The sequence below is a fragment of the Collinsella sp. AF05-9 genome (assembly GCF_003465595.1).
In the GTDB taxonomy this organism is placed as follows: Bacteria; Actinomycetota; Coriobacteriia; order Coriobacteriales; family Coriobacteriaceae; genus Collinsella.
In genome coordinates this window covers 1-16,186 of sequence record NZ_QSBB01000037.1, presented here as the reverse complement: position 1 = coordinate 16,186, position 16,186 = coordinate 1, and the positions used below count along the sequence as shown (strand labels likewise).

Annotated in this window: 11 protein-coding genes and 1 tRNA gene; 6 read left to right on the top strand and 6 right to left on the bottom strand. The window is 61.9% G+C overall.

Annotated elements, in window-relative coordinates:
- Positions 1-27 precede the first annotated feature (27 nt).
- A complete protein-coding gene (locus tag DWV43_RS08845; protein WP_158569861.1) occupies positions 28-1,206 on the bottom strand; it encodes a helix-turn-helix transcriptional regulator in 1,179 nt (392 codons plus the stop codon).
- Positions 1,207-1,643: 437 nt separating this feature from the next.
- On the opposite strand from DWV43_RS08845, the gene DWV43_RS08840 reads away from it, so the two are divergent.
- From DWV43_RS08840 to pknB, 6 genes are all read left to right on the top strand, one after another.
- Positions 1,644-3,497 (top strand): serine/threonine-protein kinase, encoded by a 1,854-nt coding sequence (locus tag DWV43_RS08840; protein ID WP_117818134.1) that lies wholly within the window; start codon positions 1,644-1,646, stop codon positions 3,495-3,497.
- On the top strand, positions 3,494-4,504 hold the full coding sequence (locus DWV43_RS08835; RefSeq protein WP_117629701.1) for an FhaA domain-containing protein: 1,011 nt from the start codon (positions 3,494-3,496) through the stop codon (positions 4,502-4,504). Before DWV43_RS08840 ends, DWV43_RS08835 begins: the two co-directional genes overlap by 4 nt.
- A gap of 6 nt (positions 4,505-4,510) precedes the next feature.
- A complete protein-coding gene (locus tag DWV43_RS08830) occupies positions 4,511-4,927 on the top strand; it encodes an FHA domain-containing protein (RefSeq protein WP_006235180.1) in 417 nt (138 codons plus the stop codon).
- On the top strand, positions 4,924-6,822 hold the full coding sequence (locus tag DWV43_RS08825; protein WP_117818136.1) for a Stp1/IreP family PP2C-type Ser/Thr phosphatase: 1,899 nt from the start codon (positions 4,924-4,926) through the stop codon (positions 6,820-6,822). Before DWV43_RS08830 ends, DWV43_RS08825 begins: the two co-directional genes overlap by 4 nt.
- Positions 6,823-6,838: 16 nt before the next feature.
- On the top strand, positions 6,839-9,709 hold the full coding sequence (locus tag DWV43_RS08820; protein WP_117818138.1) for an FtsW/RodA/SpoVE family cell cycle protein: 2,871 nt from the start codon (positions 6,839-6,841) through the stop codon (positions 9,707-9,709).
- 132 nt (positions 9,710-9,841) lie between these two features.
- Positions 9,842-11,791 (top strand): Stk1 family PASTA domain-containing Ser/Thr kinase, encoded by a 1,950-nt coding sequence (gene pknB / locus DWV43_RS08815; RefSeq protein WP_117818140.1) that lies wholly within the window; start codon positions 9,842-9,844, stop codon positions 11,789-11,791.
- Between the two features lie 300 nt (positions 11,792-12,091).
- Here pknB and DWV43_RS08810 read toward each other — a convergent pair.
- From DWV43_RS08810 to DWV43_RS08790, 5 genes are all read right to left on the bottom strand, one after another.
- A tRNA-Arg gene (locus DWV43_RS08810) sits at positions 12,092-12,167 on the bottom strand.
- 305 nt (positions 12,168-12,472) lie between these two features.
- Positions 12,473-12,871, bottom strand: a complete 399-nt coding sequence (locus DWV43_RS08805) for a DUF956 family protein (RefSeq protein ID WP_006235193.1) — start codon at positions 12,869-12,871, stop codon at positions 12,473-12,475.
- Positions 12,872-12,991: 120 nt separating this feature from the next.
- A complete protein-coding gene (locus DWV43_RS08800; protein ID WP_117564942.1) occupies positions 12,992-13,912 on the bottom strand; it encodes a PTS system mannose/fructose/sorbose family transporter subunit IID in 921 nt (306 codons plus the stop codon).
- 16 nt (positions 13,913-13,928) lie between these two features.
- Entirely contained in the window at positions 13,929-14,747 is an 819-nt protein-coding gene (locus DWV43_RS08795) for a PTS mannose/fructose/sorbose transporter subunit IIC (RefSeq protein ID WP_089573274.1), read from the bottom strand.
- Positions 14,748-14,765: 18 nt separating this feature from the next.
- On the bottom strand, positions 14,766-15,755 hold the full coding sequence (locus DWV43_RS08790) for a PTS sugar transporter subunit IIB (protein WP_117637934.1): 990 nt from the start codon (positions 15,753-15,755) through the stop codon (positions 14,766-14,768).
- Positions 15,756-16,186 lie beyond the last annotated feature (431 nt).

Below are 16,186 nucleotides of genomic sequence, written 5' to 3'. Positions count from 1 at the left end.
CCGCCTCGCGGTGACATCGTTTTTATGTCAACCTTGGTCTAACAGAGCCAAAAATAATGTGAGCAGGTATCGAAACAGCCGGCGCGTTCGAGCTGATGCCACCATATCGTCAGCATGCCGCTGCGGCAGCTCATGCCCTACAGTATCACCCTCACCCGCAAACAACGCCACGAGCTCGCGTGAACCCGCAACCGACGCCTTCCCGTATGCTCGGTGAAGCGTTGTTCGCACCGTCGATGGCTTCGTATCCGTCTCCCTGGCAATTTCCGCCGGCGTTTTCCCTTTGAGCAGCAGTCGAACAAACTGCTCTTCTCGAGGCGACAGGGCGGGGGAAAACGCCCCCGCATCGAATGGGTCGGACGTGCGGGGGATATCCGAATCGTTGTCCCGTTTCTTCCTGAGCAATGTGTATACGAAGGCGGCAACAGCAATAGCGGACCCCATCGACAGTGATGCAATGACCGCGGCATCGCTTGCAAAGTATGCCACCTCGACAGCCGGAACAAGGCCAATGGGAACTGCCACGAGCACAGAACAGGCAAACACGTCGCCCTGCCCCCGACCAAAGGCGCGGGGACAGCAAAGCAGCGGGACCGCAGCCAACACGAAATAGACCAGAGGAATTAAAAGCACAAGGCCAATTGATGCGGCCGTTACAGGGGGCATCCCCCATGGCTCGGGAACGACTCTCCATGAAACTCGACAGCAGAACAGCAGACAAGACATGACGGCTATTGTTTCTGTAAAAATCGCGTCCTGCGGATGACGAGTTTCTCTTTCGTCAGCCCGCGTCGCCCCCCGCGTCAAAGGAGAGCCCGCCGTATCCCAAATTACATATGAGAGGAGCAACGACCCAGCAAAGCACGAGGCGCATGAAACGCCGCGCAACAGCCAGATAGGCGCAAACACGAATGGAATAGAATCTCCGCGAGCATAGAAGGCCAGGTCGGCCCATTCGGGAACCGTTGCAATAGCAGCAAGGAAAATACCGAAGACGTCAAGGAACCCCGGCCGCCTTATTTCTCTCCCCTTGCGGAGCGCAACACCGTGACCAAACGCCGCGAGGCATGCGCCCAGGATAACGAGCCAGGTCATTGCACCTGACGCCAGGCCGATTGAAGATGAAAACCGGTGATAAGGGGTGACCGCCATTACGACAAGCGCAATGGCGCAGGCAGACGTAGCAGAACGGCGGGAAAAAAGCATATGGCCTCCATAGCGTGTCATTATATCGCTCGAGCCGCTCGTTTATCTCTGTTCTCACACCAGCCAGCATCAATGATTCAGGCGAACTCCAATCCGCGCCAGATCACGGTCCGGCTTTTGTTCGCAGTCCCCACATCAAAGCGGGATGCGGTTTCCTTTTGGACGCCGGTTCGGAAAGCGCATCCCGTTCCAGGGCAATATTCTGGGATGCAGTTTCCGCAGCCCACCCCATTTGGAAGGCGCATCCCATTATTTGGCTGAAAACTGGGGTGCGCTTTCCGAACGAGCCGAAACGGCCCGAATCGATCGGACCACCTCATCCCCGTTTCCTCGCCATCTGCCCGAGCGTGCTACACTAGCAGCATCTATGCCACCGCGAACGGCTCGGCCCCGCGCCCGCCGCTCGCAAACGAACTTTAAACGCACGAGGGTTGGCCATGCCGCTTTTCTCGCAACATACCGCCCGGTTCTCGCCGGACGTTCCTTTGGAGGGCACCAGCTCTCGCGAGCTGCTCAAGCGGTTCCAGCCGCTCGAAACGCTCGCGACCGGCGGTTTTGGCTCCATCGAGATCTGCCGCGACACGCACCTGCGCCGCCGCGTCGCCATTAAGCGCATCCCCCTTATCAACGGTGCCGGCATGCCCGCCAGCGACATCATGGATGTCCTGCGCGAGGCACATACCGCCGCCATGCTTCAGCATCCCAATATCGTGCAGGTTATCGACTTTACGCACGACACCGCCTATGCCTACCTGGTTATGGAATATGTCGATGGCATGTCGCTCGCCGAGTTTTTGCATCGAGTCGACGGCCATTCGCTCACCTTTGACGAGGCGGCGGCCATTGCCGACGCGCTGGGCCAGGCGCTCACCTTCGCCCATAGCAATGGCGTGCTCCACCTGGACATCAAGCCTGCCAACGTGCTCATCGACCACTCGGGCAACGTTAAGCTCACCGACTTTGGCATGGCACGTCTGTCGTCCGCCGGTGGCTTTGGCGGCTCGCGCGGCGGCACCATCGGCTACATGCCGCCCGAGCAGCTCGATATCGAGACCGGCACGGTCGACGAACGTGCTGATGTCTTCGCCCTTGCCTGTGTGATCTACGAGGGCTTGTGCGGCAGCGCTCCCTTTATGGCGGCCACGCCCGCCGACTCGCTCGACCGCATCATCGGCGGCGCCACCTATCCCAGCGAGCTCATCCCGCACTTTCCCCCGGGAGCCGAGAGCGCGCTCATGAGTGCCCTCTCCCCCATGCCGCAGGACCGCCCCAACAGCATCGAGGCATTTTGCGACCAGCTCCTTGCCGGCCTGGGCAATGTGCGCGAAGGCCGTCGCAGCCTGGAGCAAATGGTGGGCGAGCTTTCGGATGACGAGCGCGCGGCAGACGATATCGAATCGTTGCCCTATGAGGACGACGCCATCGAGGTCGACCCCGCACTCGGCTGGGCCGGCACGCGCTGGGGCCACGCGCGCGACTACACCATGCGCGCTATCTCGGCGCTAACGTGTGGTGCCTTTAGCTTTTTGATCATGCAGACGGCTGGCGTCGCGGCGCTTCCCGGACTCATTGCCGCGGCCATCGCGATTGGAGCGGCCGCCGGCCTGGCCCCGCAGATTGGCTCGGCTATCTCGGCCGTGGGCTTTTTGGTACTTATGGCCAACGCCACCATGCAGGCGCAGGGCATCCTGTCGATGCTGCCCGTCGCGGTGCTCTTTGCCGCCACCATGTCCGGTTGGTGGATCGCCTGGGGCCGCACCGAGGCCGCCGCGAGCGCCGCGCTCACCTGCGCGGTGGCACTTGGCTGCCTAACGGGCGACGCCCTCCTTGCCGCCGGGGTCGCCTCCGGCATCGCGGCCTTTTGGCTCGGCCCGGCAAGCGCCGCGGCCGCCACGGGGATGGGCGCGCTTTTTGGCCGCCTGGCTACGGTTGCACTTTCTGCCGGAGGCGTACTGGGGCTCGGCAATGTTGCCGCGGCGCTGGGAGACATGCTCTCCTGGGCTGCCATCGTACTCGTCGCGGCGACAGCTGCGCTGACATCTCTGCTGCTCAACGCCCATGCCAAGCGTGCCGAGCAGGGCTCGAACCTAACTGCAATCGCTGCCATCGCCGGCTGCGGAATAGGCTCCGCGGCGTCGCTCTGTCTTGCACACCATATGGAAATTGCCAGCCTTGCGGCCGCGGTCGTCGTCAAGGCGGCGGTTGCGGGAACCCTATCCTCTATAATCGTTGGGATATGCCTATATTTGCTCGGATACCAAAGAACCTATACGGAGAGTGATCTTTCGTGAACTTCCTGAACATCTTCGAGGACCACGTGGCCGGCATCTTCGGTGCCACCCGTGCCCCGTTCTCCTTTAAGAAGCTTGCCAAGCAGGCCGCTCGCGACATGGAGGATCAGACTCTGGTGATCAACGGCGTCAACACCGCGCCGGCACTCTATACCATCCTGATCGCCGTCGATGACGATCCCATGCTCGCCCCGTTCTACCCCGAGCTTTCGCGCGAAGTCCGCGAGTTTGTGAAGGCACAGGCCGAAAAGCGCCGCTATGTGTTTGTCGGCGAACCCCTCGTTCGCTTTATGATCGACCCGCAGCTGCGTGCCGGTAAGTTCTCGGTCTTTGCCGAGAACGTCGACGCCCCCACGCTCGGTCGCCTGTACGAGGAAGAGCGCGCCTACCAGAATGGCCTGGGCCAGAACAACTCGGCCGCAAGCCGCGCCGTCAGCGCTCCCCGCGCCGGCAAGCAGCAATTCGCTGCTCCGCAGCAACAGCACCCCGCCGCCATGCCCCAGCAGCCGGCGCCCCGTGCCGCCGCTCCCGACCCGCTCGCCGTGGCCGATCCCTTTGCGCCCAACGTCCCCGACCCCGCCGCCGCACCCATTCCCGTGCCACAAACCGTCTCGCGCGACGCGCTTGCCGGCATGGGCGGAGCCGCCGCGACCGGCGCCGCCGTGGGCCTGGGCGCCGCAGCCAGCATCGCCTCCAACATGGCAAGCTCTCGCGCCCCGCAGCGCCCGCTTGCCCAGCTCGTCGACGTCGTGAGCGGCGAGAGCCACAGCATCACTTCCGCGCAGGTGACCATAGGTCGCGAGCGCTCGGTTTCGGACATTGCCCTGCGCGACCCCAACGTGTCGCGCCGTCACGCCCAGCTCACCTTTACCGGTTCGGACTGGTCGATCGAGGACCTCAATTCCACCAACGGCACGCTCGTCAACAACCGCCGCATCACGCGCTGTCCGCTGCGCAACGGCGACCTGCTGACGTTTGGCCTAAGCACCTTTGAATTTAGGGGATAGTCGCTTATGAACATCGATATCGTCCTTTTTGCAGGCCGCATCGTCCTGGTCGCCCTGCTCTACATCTTCCTGTTCGCTGTCATGAAAACCGGCGTGGGACTCGTACGCGGCCAGCGCCGCGACTCCGCTATCTGGACGATCGATGTGGACAAGGGTCCGCGCGGCATCCGTGGCATCCATGTAGACATGCTCGGCCCCGTCATCGTGGGCCGCTCGCCGTCCTCGGACATCTGCATCAACGAACCGTTTGTCTCGGCCTCGCACGCACGCTTTTCGCTGCAGGGCCCGGCACTCATCATCGAAGACCTCAACTCGCTGAACGGCACACTCGTTAACGGCCGCCAGCTGGTGGAGCCCGCAACGCTTCGCGAGGGTGACGAGGTCCAGATTGGCGACGTGGTCATGAAGGTGAACCGTCGATGATCGACGAGGAGAACAAGTCCGCAACCATGCCCGAGACGCCGACTGCCCCCGCAGCTGCGCCGGCTCATGCCGCTCCGGCGCGCCCTGCGACCGTGGAGCCCGAGGACACCGTGTTCTCCCTGCCCCTTTCGCATGTAACTCAAGAATATCCGGCACTCGCCGATGACGAGGACGCCGACACCGAGCGGCTCGATGCCCCCATCGGCGCGCACACCGCCGAGCAGCCCGCGGAACCGGAGACAACGCCCGCACCGGCTCACTTTGCCGAGCCCGTCGCCGAGGCGATTAACGAGAGCGCTGCCGTGTTTGCAGCCCCCGAGCCTGCCGCGCCGGTATTCCCCGTCGCCCCGACAAGCGAGGCGGTACCCGCATCCGCAACGCCTGCCGAAGTCGAGCAGCCCGTTGCCGCGCCCGCCGCAGCTCCCGAGCCCTCCGCTCAACCCCAGAGCATGCCCGCGCCGTCGCACTTTTCGACGCCCGAGCCGACGGCTGTCGAGCCGCAGCAGGACGGCGATCCCGCCGACCGTGTAACCGAAGATCTCAACCTTCCGGACATCTCCGACGCCGAGTCGGGCAACGATGCCGACACCGTCTCCCCCGGCGACACCGCCGAGATCGATGTCGCCGCCGTGGAGGCAAAGCTCAAAGATCCCGGCTCGACCATGAGCTTTGAGCCGCTGACCGACGAGCGCATCGAAACCGACTCGACCTACGACGCCGGCACCACCACGCAGCTTATGTGGGGCGCCCGCTCCGACGTCGGATGTGTACGCCCGCACAATGAGGACTCCTATCTGGTGCAGTCGCCGCTCTTTTGCGTGTGCGACGGCATGGGAGGACACGCCGCCGGCGAGGTGGCATCCTCCATCGCCGTCGAGACCATCGCCAAGACGGCGCCGCAGTCCGTCGACGCCGCGCGCCTGGCCGCAGCCGTTGAGGCCGCCAACGCCGCCGTGATCGAAGCCGCCCTCAACGGCCTGGGCAAACCCGGCATGGGATGCACGGCCACCTGTGCCTACATCGAAAACGACACGCTCGCCATCGCCCACGTGGGCGACTCGCGCGCCTACCTGCTCCACGAGGGCACGCTCATCCGTGTGACCCGCGACCACTCCTACGTGGAGGAGCTCGTGGATGCCGGCGAGATTACGGCCGACGAGGCCCGCGTCCACCCCAACCGCTCGGTCATCACCCGCGCGCTGGGCTCGGATCCCGCCATGTATGCCGACCACTTTACCCTGCACATCGAGGAAGGCGACCGCCTGATTCTGTGCTCCGACGGTCTTTCGAGCATGATTCCCGATAGCGATATCGAGAACATTGCTACGCAGTCCTCGACCGCACAGATCTGTGTCGACAACCTGGTGGACGCGGCGCTCGCCGCCGGCGGCCACGACAATGTGACCGTGGTGGTCGTCGACCTGGTCGACGACGGCGTCATGCGCGAGGCAAAACGCCTCCGACGACGCAATGTCACCATCGCCGCCATCTTGGCCCTTGTCTTTGTGCTGGTAGCTGGCATCTGGGCATACACGGGCGTCACCGGCTCCTATTACTTGGGAACCTACCACGGCAATGTCGCCGTCTGGCGCGGCCTGCCCGGCAAGACGCTCGGGGTCGAGCTCCACTGGCTCGAGAGCGAAACCAGCATCAAGCTGTCCGACCTGCCCGAAGACACGCAAAACCGCCTTAAGGCAGGCATTCCGCAAACGAATGTCGACGATGCGCAGGACACCATTTCCAAATACCGCCATCAGATTGACGAGGAGCAGACCCGTCAGGTGATTGACGCGCAAACGATTCGTGACAACACCGATCAGAAATCCACCTCCGAGTCAGATTCCGAGAAAACCGCCGAACAGTCAGCCGAGGCCGAAGCCTCCGATAAGAATTAGAAAGGGAGTGCCGCTTATGAGTCGCCGCAACACCGAACTGCTCTTGCTCATCGCCTCGGCGTTCCCCGTCATCCTGCTCTATGCGATGTACGTGCTCACCGCGGGTGCCACGATTTCCTTTGAGACGCTCGCCGTGCCGATCGGCCTGTTCGCCGCCTTCGCCGCGGCGCATATCGCCGTGCGCATCCTGGCGCCCGGCGCTGACCCCGCCATCCTGCCCATCGTCTTTGTGCTCTCGGGCATCGGCATCACATTCGTGACGCGCCTGGCCCCCGACCTCGCCATCTCGCAGCTCATCATCTTGTTTGTCTCGGTGGCGCTCATGGTGGGAACGCTCGCACTGGTCAAGAACCTCGACGTGGTCATGCGCTACAAGTACACCTTTGGCATTATCGGCATCATCCTGCTGATGCTGCCGATCTTTATCGGCACCACGATCTCGGGCTCCAAGCTGTGGATTCGCATCGCGGGCTTCACCATCCAGCCCGGCGAGTTCGCCAAGGTCTTCATCGTCCTGTTCCTGGCAGGCTATCTGGCCGAGAACCGCGAGCTGCTCTCCATCTCCAACCGCAAGGTCCTGGGCCTCAAGATTCCGCGCTTCCGCCTGCTGCTGCCGCTGTTTGCCGTGTGGGGCGTGTGCCTGCTCATTGTCGTCTTCGAACGCGACCTGGGCTCGGCCGTCCTGTTCTACACCATCTTTTTGCTGATGCTCTATGTTGCCACGGGACGCTTTTCGTACGTCATCATCGGCCTTGCGCTGCTGGCCGTTGGAGCCGTGGGCGCCTACAAGTTCCTGTCGCACGTGCAGGTGCGCTTTCAGGTCTGGGTCGATCCGTTTAAGGACGCCCAGGGCCAGGGCTACCAGATCGTACAGTCACTTTACTCGCTGGCTGACGGCGGTCTGGCCGGCGTCGGCATCGGCAATGGCATGGCAAACAACATCCCCGTCGTCGAGTCCGACTTTATCTTTTCGGCCATCGGCGAGGAAATGGGCCTTTTGGGCGGCGGCGCCGTGCTCATCCTGTTTATGCTTTTTGCCGTGCGTGGCCTCACCACGGCAGCCCGCGCCAAGTCCGACCTTGCCGCCTTTAGCGCGACCGGCCTTACGGCGGCCATCAGCTTCCAGGCCTTCTTGATTGTTGGCGGCGTGACCCGCCTGATTCCGCTGACCGGCGTCACCCTGCCCTTTATGAGCCAGGGCGGCTCCTCGCTGCTGGCAAGCTTTATCATCGTCGCGCTGCTACTGCGTGCCGGCGACGAGGCAACCGGACGCGAGGCCGAGCTCACCGGCACCGGCACCATGGCCGCCATCACCGACGACCAGGTCGCATCTGCCGCCGCCCCGACCGGCACGCGGTTTGCCACCTCGTCGTCCTACGGCCGCGGTAGCCACTCCGCCGGCTCTCGCATGCGCCGTCGCCTGCTCGATACGCCTGAGTCCGGCGTGCTTGGCCGCGTGGCACTTGCCAACCGCCTGACTCGCGCCGTGTTTGCCTTCACGGCGCTGTTCGCCATCCTTATCGGCAACCTCACCTATGTCCAGGTCATCAAGGCGAAGGACTACCAGGACATGCCGATCAACAACCACACCATCGCCCGCTCCAAGTACATCCAGCGTGGCTCCATCATCACGTCCGACGGCGTGACGCTAGCCGAGTCGCTGCAGCAGGAGGACGGCACCTACGCCCGTTCCTACCCCAACGGCAACATGGCCGCGCACGTGGTGGGCTACGTGAGCCAGCAATACGGCACCGCCGGCATCGAGAGCGTCATGAACGATACGCTCACCGGCTCCAAGGATTACTCCAGCTGGAACAACGCCATCGCGTCGCTCGCGGGGCAGACCCAGCCGGGCAATACCGCCAAGCTCACCATCGACTCGCGCATCCAGACGGCTGCCGAGCAGGCGCTCAAGGGCTTTAAGGGCGCTGTGGTGGTCATGGATCCGCGCACCGGTGCGGTCCTTGCGTGCGCGAGCTCGCCCACCTACGACAACACCAACATCGATGCGCTGCTCCAGTCGGGCGGCGGCGAGGACGGCTCCATGTACGACCGCGCCATGGACGCGCTGTACACCCCGGGCTCGACCTTTAAGGTCGTCACACTCTCCGCGGCACTCGAAACCGGCACCGCCAGCCTTACCAGCACGTACCAGGCGCCCGGCTCCATGGATATTGGCAACGCGCCGGTCACCAACTCTGGCAACGAAAGCTACGGCACCATCAGCCTGCAGCAGGCCTTCGCCGTGTCGTCCAACGTCGTCTTTGGCCAGGTGGCAAACGAGGTCGGCGCCAGCTCGCTCGTCCAGTTTGCCAACGCCTTTGGCTACGGCCAAAAGCTCGGTCAGGATCTGACCACCGCGGCTTCCATCATGGCCGACCCGTCGCTTATGACCGAGTGGGAGACCGCTTGGGCAGGCGCCGGCCAGCCCGTCGGCATGGACCACACGCCTGGCCCGCAGACCACCGTTATGCAGAATTGCGTGATCGCTGCCGCTATCGCCAACAGCGGCGTGGTCATGGACCCGTTCTTTGTATCCCAGATACTCGCCCCGGACGGAACCGTGGTCAAGACTACGCAGTCCCGCTCGCTGGGCCAGGCTGTCAGCTCTGCCACGGCCGATCAGGTCAAACAGGCCATGCTCGCCGTCGTCCAGTCCGGTACCGGCACCGATGCCCAGATTCCGGGCGTCAAGGTTGCCGGCAAGACGGGTTCGGCCGAGACCGGCGGCACCAACGTCAACTCTATGTTTGTTGGCTTTGCACCTTACGATTCACCCACGGTTGCCATCTCGGTGGCCCTGGAGGATTTCGACAAACACGACGTCGAGGCGGCCAAGATTGCCGGCATCGTCCTGACCGCGGCGCTCGCCGCACAGGGAGCGTGATGCCCGTGATCAAAGCGGATACTTGGGGCGCGCCGCGGCCGATGAGCTAGCGGCAACGCGCCACACGGCCCCAGTGGCCACACATTTGGTACTACACACATCGTTGAGCGAAAAGTTATGTTAGGAGCAGGAATGGAACAGAGGGTCCTCGGGGGAAGATACCTCCTCAAGGATAAGGTGGGGACGGGCGGTATGGCGACCGTCTACCGCGCACAGGATCAGGTCCTCGACCGCACGGTTGCCGTCAAGATCATGCTGCCGCAGTATGCCGGCGACGCCACCTTCGCCGCCCGCTTTAAGCAGGAAGCCCAGGCAGCTGCCGGCCTGTCCTCCCCCTATATCGTGGGCGTCTACGACTGGGGCAAGGACGGCGACACCTATTACATCGTCATGGAGTACCTGCGCGGTACCGACCTTAAGAGCGGCATCAAGAGCCACGGCGCCCTCGATCCCAAGAAGGTCGCGCAGATCGGCTCGCAGATCAGCTCCGCGCTTTCGGTCGCACACAAGCACGAGATCATCCACCGCGACATTAAGCCGCAAAACATCATGGTGCTGCCCGACGGCAACATCAAGGTAATGGATTTTGGCATCGCACGCGCCAAGAACAGTCATCTCACGCAGGATAACAACGTGCTGGGCACCGCCCACTATGTAAGCCCCGAGCAGACCCGCGGCCAGGACCTCGGCCCCACCTCGGATATCTACTCGCTGGGTGTCGTCATGTACGAGTGCGCCACCGGCCGCGTACCCTTTGACGGCGATGACGCCATCTCGGTCGCGCTCAAGCAGGTCAACGAGCTCCCCATCCCGCCGAGCCAGATCAACTCCGGCGTCGATGCCGACCTGGAGCGCATCATCCTCAAGTGCATGGAGAAGGACCCGGCAAACCGCTTCCAGACGGCCGACGAGCTGCGTCAGGTGCTCAACAGCTACCTGTCCGGCCGTGCTGTCAACGTCTCGGAGCCCACGCGCGTCATCGGTGCCGCCGGCGACCTGGGTGCCACCAAGACCCGCGAGCTTTCCGACTCAACGCGCGCTATGGTTCGTCCCGTCTCGGGCGTGAGCGGTCAGAATACCGCCCGCAGCGCTGTCTCGGGCTCCACGGGCTCCTACGAGGCCGAGAAGCCTAAGTCCAACAAGAACAAGATCATCGCCGTCGTGGTGGCAGCTGTTGCCGTCATCGGCATCGTGGTGGCCTTTGCCACGGGACTCTTTGGCGGCGAGCAGGTCCCCGTGCCCGACGTGCTGGGCAAGGACCAGCAGACTGCCGTCGAGCTGATCAAGGAAGCCGGCCTCGAGGTCGGCACCATCGACCAAAGCTACAACGACGATGTCGACGAGGGCAAGGTCGCCGAGCAGACGCCCAACGGCCACACCAAGAAGGCCAAGGGCACCAAGGTGAACCTGGTGATCTCCAAGGGCCCCAAGCCCTCCGAGAAGGTTGAGGTTCCCCAGCTTGTCGGTCTAACCAAGGACCAGGCAGAGGCGGCACTGGCAAGCGTTGGTCTGAAGGGCAACGCCACCGAGGAGGCCAACGAGGCCGATGAGGGCCAGGTCTTTGAGCAGGGCACCGACGCCGGTAAGGAAGTCGAGAAGGGCACGACCATCTCGTACAAGGTCTCGAGCGGCCCGGATACCACGTCCGTCCCCGACCTGACCGACATGACCGAGGCCCAGGCGCGCAACGCCCTCGATATGGCAGGCTTTGGCGTCGACGTGAGCTACCAGGAGAACGACTCGGTTACCGAGGGCACCGTAATCAGCTGGAACCCCAGCGGCAAGCAGAAGCCCGGTGCCACGATTACCGTCGTCATTGCCAAGAAGTCCGGCAAGGCCAGCGTTCCGGGTAACCTGTACGGCAAGAGCATCTCCGCCGCCGTCACCGCGCTCAACAACGCCGGGTTCTACAACATCGCGTTCTGCGACCAGAACGGCAACCCCGTGAGCGGCAACGAAAACGCCACCGTTACGGGCGTCTCCCCCACCGGCAAGCAGTCCACCGACAACACGATCACGTTGACGGTTTCGATTTCTGGCTCTGGTACTGATTCAGGCGACGATTCCGGTACGACCAACTAGTCATCAAGACGTTGCCCACAGCGGCTGCTGACGCAAATACATTCGCTCAATTGCACCCGTTTGCTCCCCCTGCAAACGGGTGCTTTCTTCATCTGAAGTAGCGAAAACCACGGCATACCTTTAGACCAGAAGAGCCCGGCACTGTGGTGGTACCGGGCTCGGCAAATCTCTGGTGCCCCCGGGCGGATTCGAAAACTCCCCCCCCGCGGGGAAATTGGTGACGCGGGTGTCGACGGTCCGAATCCTGCCCTTAGACCAGAAGAGCCCGGCACCATAGCGGTACCGGGCTCGATATTCCTCTGGTGCCCCCGGGCGGATTCGAACCGTCGACACCCGCTTTAGGAGAGCGGTGCTCTATCCCCTGAGCTACGGAGGCATGTTGTATTAGTGTAGCAGATTTACGCCGCTGTAATGCAGCGTATACCCACTCTTCGAAGTTGCGGTGGAACAGCCCTCCGGAAAGTGCGTCCCACTATCCAGGCAAATTCTGAGTCAGACTTTCCCCATGAGACCTCGCTGGGAAACTGTGACCCAGAATTTCGGCTCGAAACGGGACACGGTTTCCCAAACGACCCCGTTCCGGAAACTACATCCCGGAATCGACGCTCGAACTGGGATGCACTTTCCCGATCGAGCCACATGGGAGACTGCGCCCCACTTTGAGGGGGCGCTCTTTAATGACTAGTTGCCTTTGTGGAAAAGGTTTTTGATAACGGAGGGGATGCTCTTGGCGCCCTTGGCCGTCACATCGATAAAGTCGGGCGAACGCACGAGCTTATCCTCGTCGACGTACTTACGGACCGCGCGAAGCGTCTCTTTATCGTCGCGCGTCGAAAACGTAAAGTGGCCGTTGTCCTTGGTGAAGATGGCAAAACGCGTAATCTTCTTGGTGCCGCGCAAAACCTCGGCGGCAATATAGTCGACCTCGTCCCACGGGATTTGGATATAATCCTCGGGATTACGCTCGTTATAGTACTCAAACGCCTTATTGCCCACCATCACGTTACCGTGACTGGTAAGCCCCATCAGGCAGGTTGCCGGCGTTGCCAGATCGACCGTGCTGTTCTGTGATTGCGCCATGCGCGCCTCGCCCTCCAAATAAAACAATCGGACCGCATCCAGTGTACCCACCGGGTGCGGTCCGTTTCAATGGCTCAAAAGCCCTTGCCTAGCAACTCTCGGTCTTAAGCCGAAGCGTGCTTACATGAAGCCGCAGACGCGACCGATGATGCCGACGGCGAAGAGAGCCAGGATGATGACGATCGGGCTGACCTTCTTCTTGAGGAGCTTGCAGACCAGAAGGGTCAGGCACACGGCGGCAAGGCCGGGGATGAGCTGATCGAGGTTGGCCTGAAGCGTGGTGACCTTCACCGGGTCGAGTGCGTTGGCACCGACAGAGCTGTACATCGTCAATGCCTGCTTGATGCCCTCAGAACCGGCGGGCAGGTTGGCCCAGTCGATATAGGCGCCAGCGGACTGCGTGACCTTGGAGACGACCGGAGTGAAGGAGATGGACACCCAGCGCTCGACCAGGGCGCCGATGATGAACATACCCAGGATGGAAGCACCCTCGGTGACCTTGCCCATCAGACCGCCGGAGAGATCCTTGGCGATGGAGGAGCCGACCTTGTAGCCAAACTCCTGCGTGTACCACAGGAAGGCGTAACGGATGATGTTCCACGCGAAGAAGAACAGCAGCGGACCGGCGATGCTGCCGGACAGGGCCAGGGAAGCGCCCAGTGCGCCCAGAATCGGGCGAAGGGTGAACCAGAAGGCGGGGTCGCCGACGCCGGCGAGCGGGCCCATCATACCGACCTTGACGCCCTGAATGGCGACGTCGTCAATCGGAGCACCGTTGGCGCGCTCCTCCTCGAGGGCGAGGGTAACGCCAATGACGGGGGCGGAAACATAGGGGTGGGTGTTATAGAACTCCAGGTGGCGCTTAAGAGCGGCAATCTGGTCATCCTTGCTGGTGTAGAGCTTCTTGATCGCAGGGATCATTGCGAAGCACCAGCCGCCGTTCTGCATACGCTCGTAGTTCCACGAGCCCTGAAGGAACTGATGACGGAAGCAAACCTTCTTACGGTCAGCCTTGGTGAGCTGAATCTTGTTCTCTGCCATATGTATCACTCCCCTCCTACTCGTAATCGTTCAGAATGTCGCCGAGCGGGTCACCGGAGCCACCGCCCATGCCGCCACCCTGCTTGGCCAGATCCTTAAGGCCAAGGTAGATGAGGGCAAGGGAGATACCGATGAGGCCAAGGGCGATCAGCGTGAGCTGAGGGATGGCAGCAAGGACAAAGCCGAGGATGAAGAACGGCCAGGTCTCCTTGGTGGCCATCATGTTGATGACCATGGCGTAACCGACGGAAGCGACCATGCCGCCGCCGACAGCCATGCCGCCGGACAGCCAATCGGGCATAGCGTTAAGCGCGTTAGTAACGGCCTCGGCCGGGATGATGCACAGAAGTACTGCCGGGATGGCGATACGAACACCCTGCATGAGGATGCCGGCGTACTGCCAACGCTCGATGCCGGCGAAGTCGCCCTTCTCGGCGCAGGCGTCCATGCCGTGAACCATAGCGGTAGCCAGGGTACGGCAGATCATGGTCAGGAACAGGCCAGCGACCGACAGCGGGACGGCGACGGCGATAGCGGCGGTAACGGCCTTGGCCGAATCAGTGGCGCCACCGTTGAGGGCGAGCACCATGATGATCGAAGAAGCGACCGAGGCCAGAGCGGCGTCAGGCGCGACGGCGGCGCCGACGTTAGCCCAGCCAAGGGCCATCATCTGGAGCGAACCGCCCAGGAGGATGCCCTCCTGAAGGTGACCGGTTACGAGACCGATAAGCGTGCATGCCACGAGCGGCTGATGGAACTGGAACTCATCCAGAATGCCTTCCATACCGGCAAGCAACGCGACAATCGCAACAAGCAGAATAGTGATTGCAGACATGTATCGGACCCTCCTTTACTATGCTTGAGCGGCCAGTTCGGCCTTTGCTTTCTTCAACATGGCGTCGAGATCCTCGGAGGAATCCGAAGGAACCTTGCGGACCTCGAACTTGACGCCCTTGGCCTTGAGAGCCTCGATGGTCTTGACATCGTCATCGCCCATAGCGACAGCGTTGGTGACGACGACCTTGCCCTTGGAGTGGGCCATGGAACCGATGTTGGCTTCCTTGATGTCGACGCCGGCCTCGATGGCCCTGAGCAGATCCTGCGGGTTCTCGAACAGCAGCATCGCCTTGGTGTCGCCAAAGCGCGTGTCCTTGACGACCTCGGCCATCTTCTTGATAGGCACGACGTTGGCGTGGACTCCCGGAGGGGCAGCCTGCTCGATCATGGTCTTGCGGAGCTCGTCGTGAGCAACGCCGTCGGAGACCACGATGATGCGGTTGGGGTTGATCTGCTTGGTCCACGTGGTGGCCACCTGACCATGCAGCAGACGCGTGTCGATACGGACGTGGGCGATCTTGATGTGCCCGTCGCCGATCACCGTTCCCGGAGGAATGGCACCCGCAGGAGCAGCGGCGGCCGCAGCCGGCTTCTTCTCCTCGGGCTCCAGAGACTCGGGCTTGACGCGCACGCCGGCCTTAGCCTCAGTCACGAGATGTTTTGCGATCGCATGTGCAGTGTTCTTTGCGTCAAAGCGCTGCGAATATGCCTCGATGAGCATAGGCAGGTTGACACCGGTGACGATAGCCCAGGAATCATGGCCCTCGATGAGACCGCTGATCTGGTTGAAGGGCGTGCCGCCCCACAGATCAACGAGGAAGAGCACCTGCTCCTGGTCCTCGAAGGAAGCGACTGCTTCCTCGACCTTGGCTCGGAAGTCGTCGGGGCCCATGCTCGGCTCGAGCGAGACCACGGCTACAGACGGCTGATCGCCAAAGACCATCGAGCCCGTCTGCTTGATTCCAGCCGCCAAGTCACCATGGCTAGCAAGAACAATACTTACCATCACATAACCTCCTTTTTGTCTACGTAATTCCTACACGACAGTTATGGAGTATAGCTGCAAATACAGCAGAATTGTTTGAAAAACTGCAAAAGGTAGCATTATTTGTTTAAACGTCTTAATTTGTTACAAGTTGATTACATTCCGGCATCATTGGCTGATCTGCCGCTGATAACTGATACCCAACCAATACTTACACGACGGATATGCGCATGCTGTCATTATTACCGCTTTTAAACAGATGCAAACGTGCTGAGACTGAGGCTATTTCGTTTAAACAGCTATGCCTTGACTAATGGCGAGCGATATGCTCTAGCAAAGTAGTTATTGGGGACGTTCTTAAATGGCTAGTCATTGGGGACGTTCTTTTTCGACTAGTCGTTTAAGAACGTCCATTACAGTCGAAATTGTCAGCCCGGGCCCGTCTCGAGCTA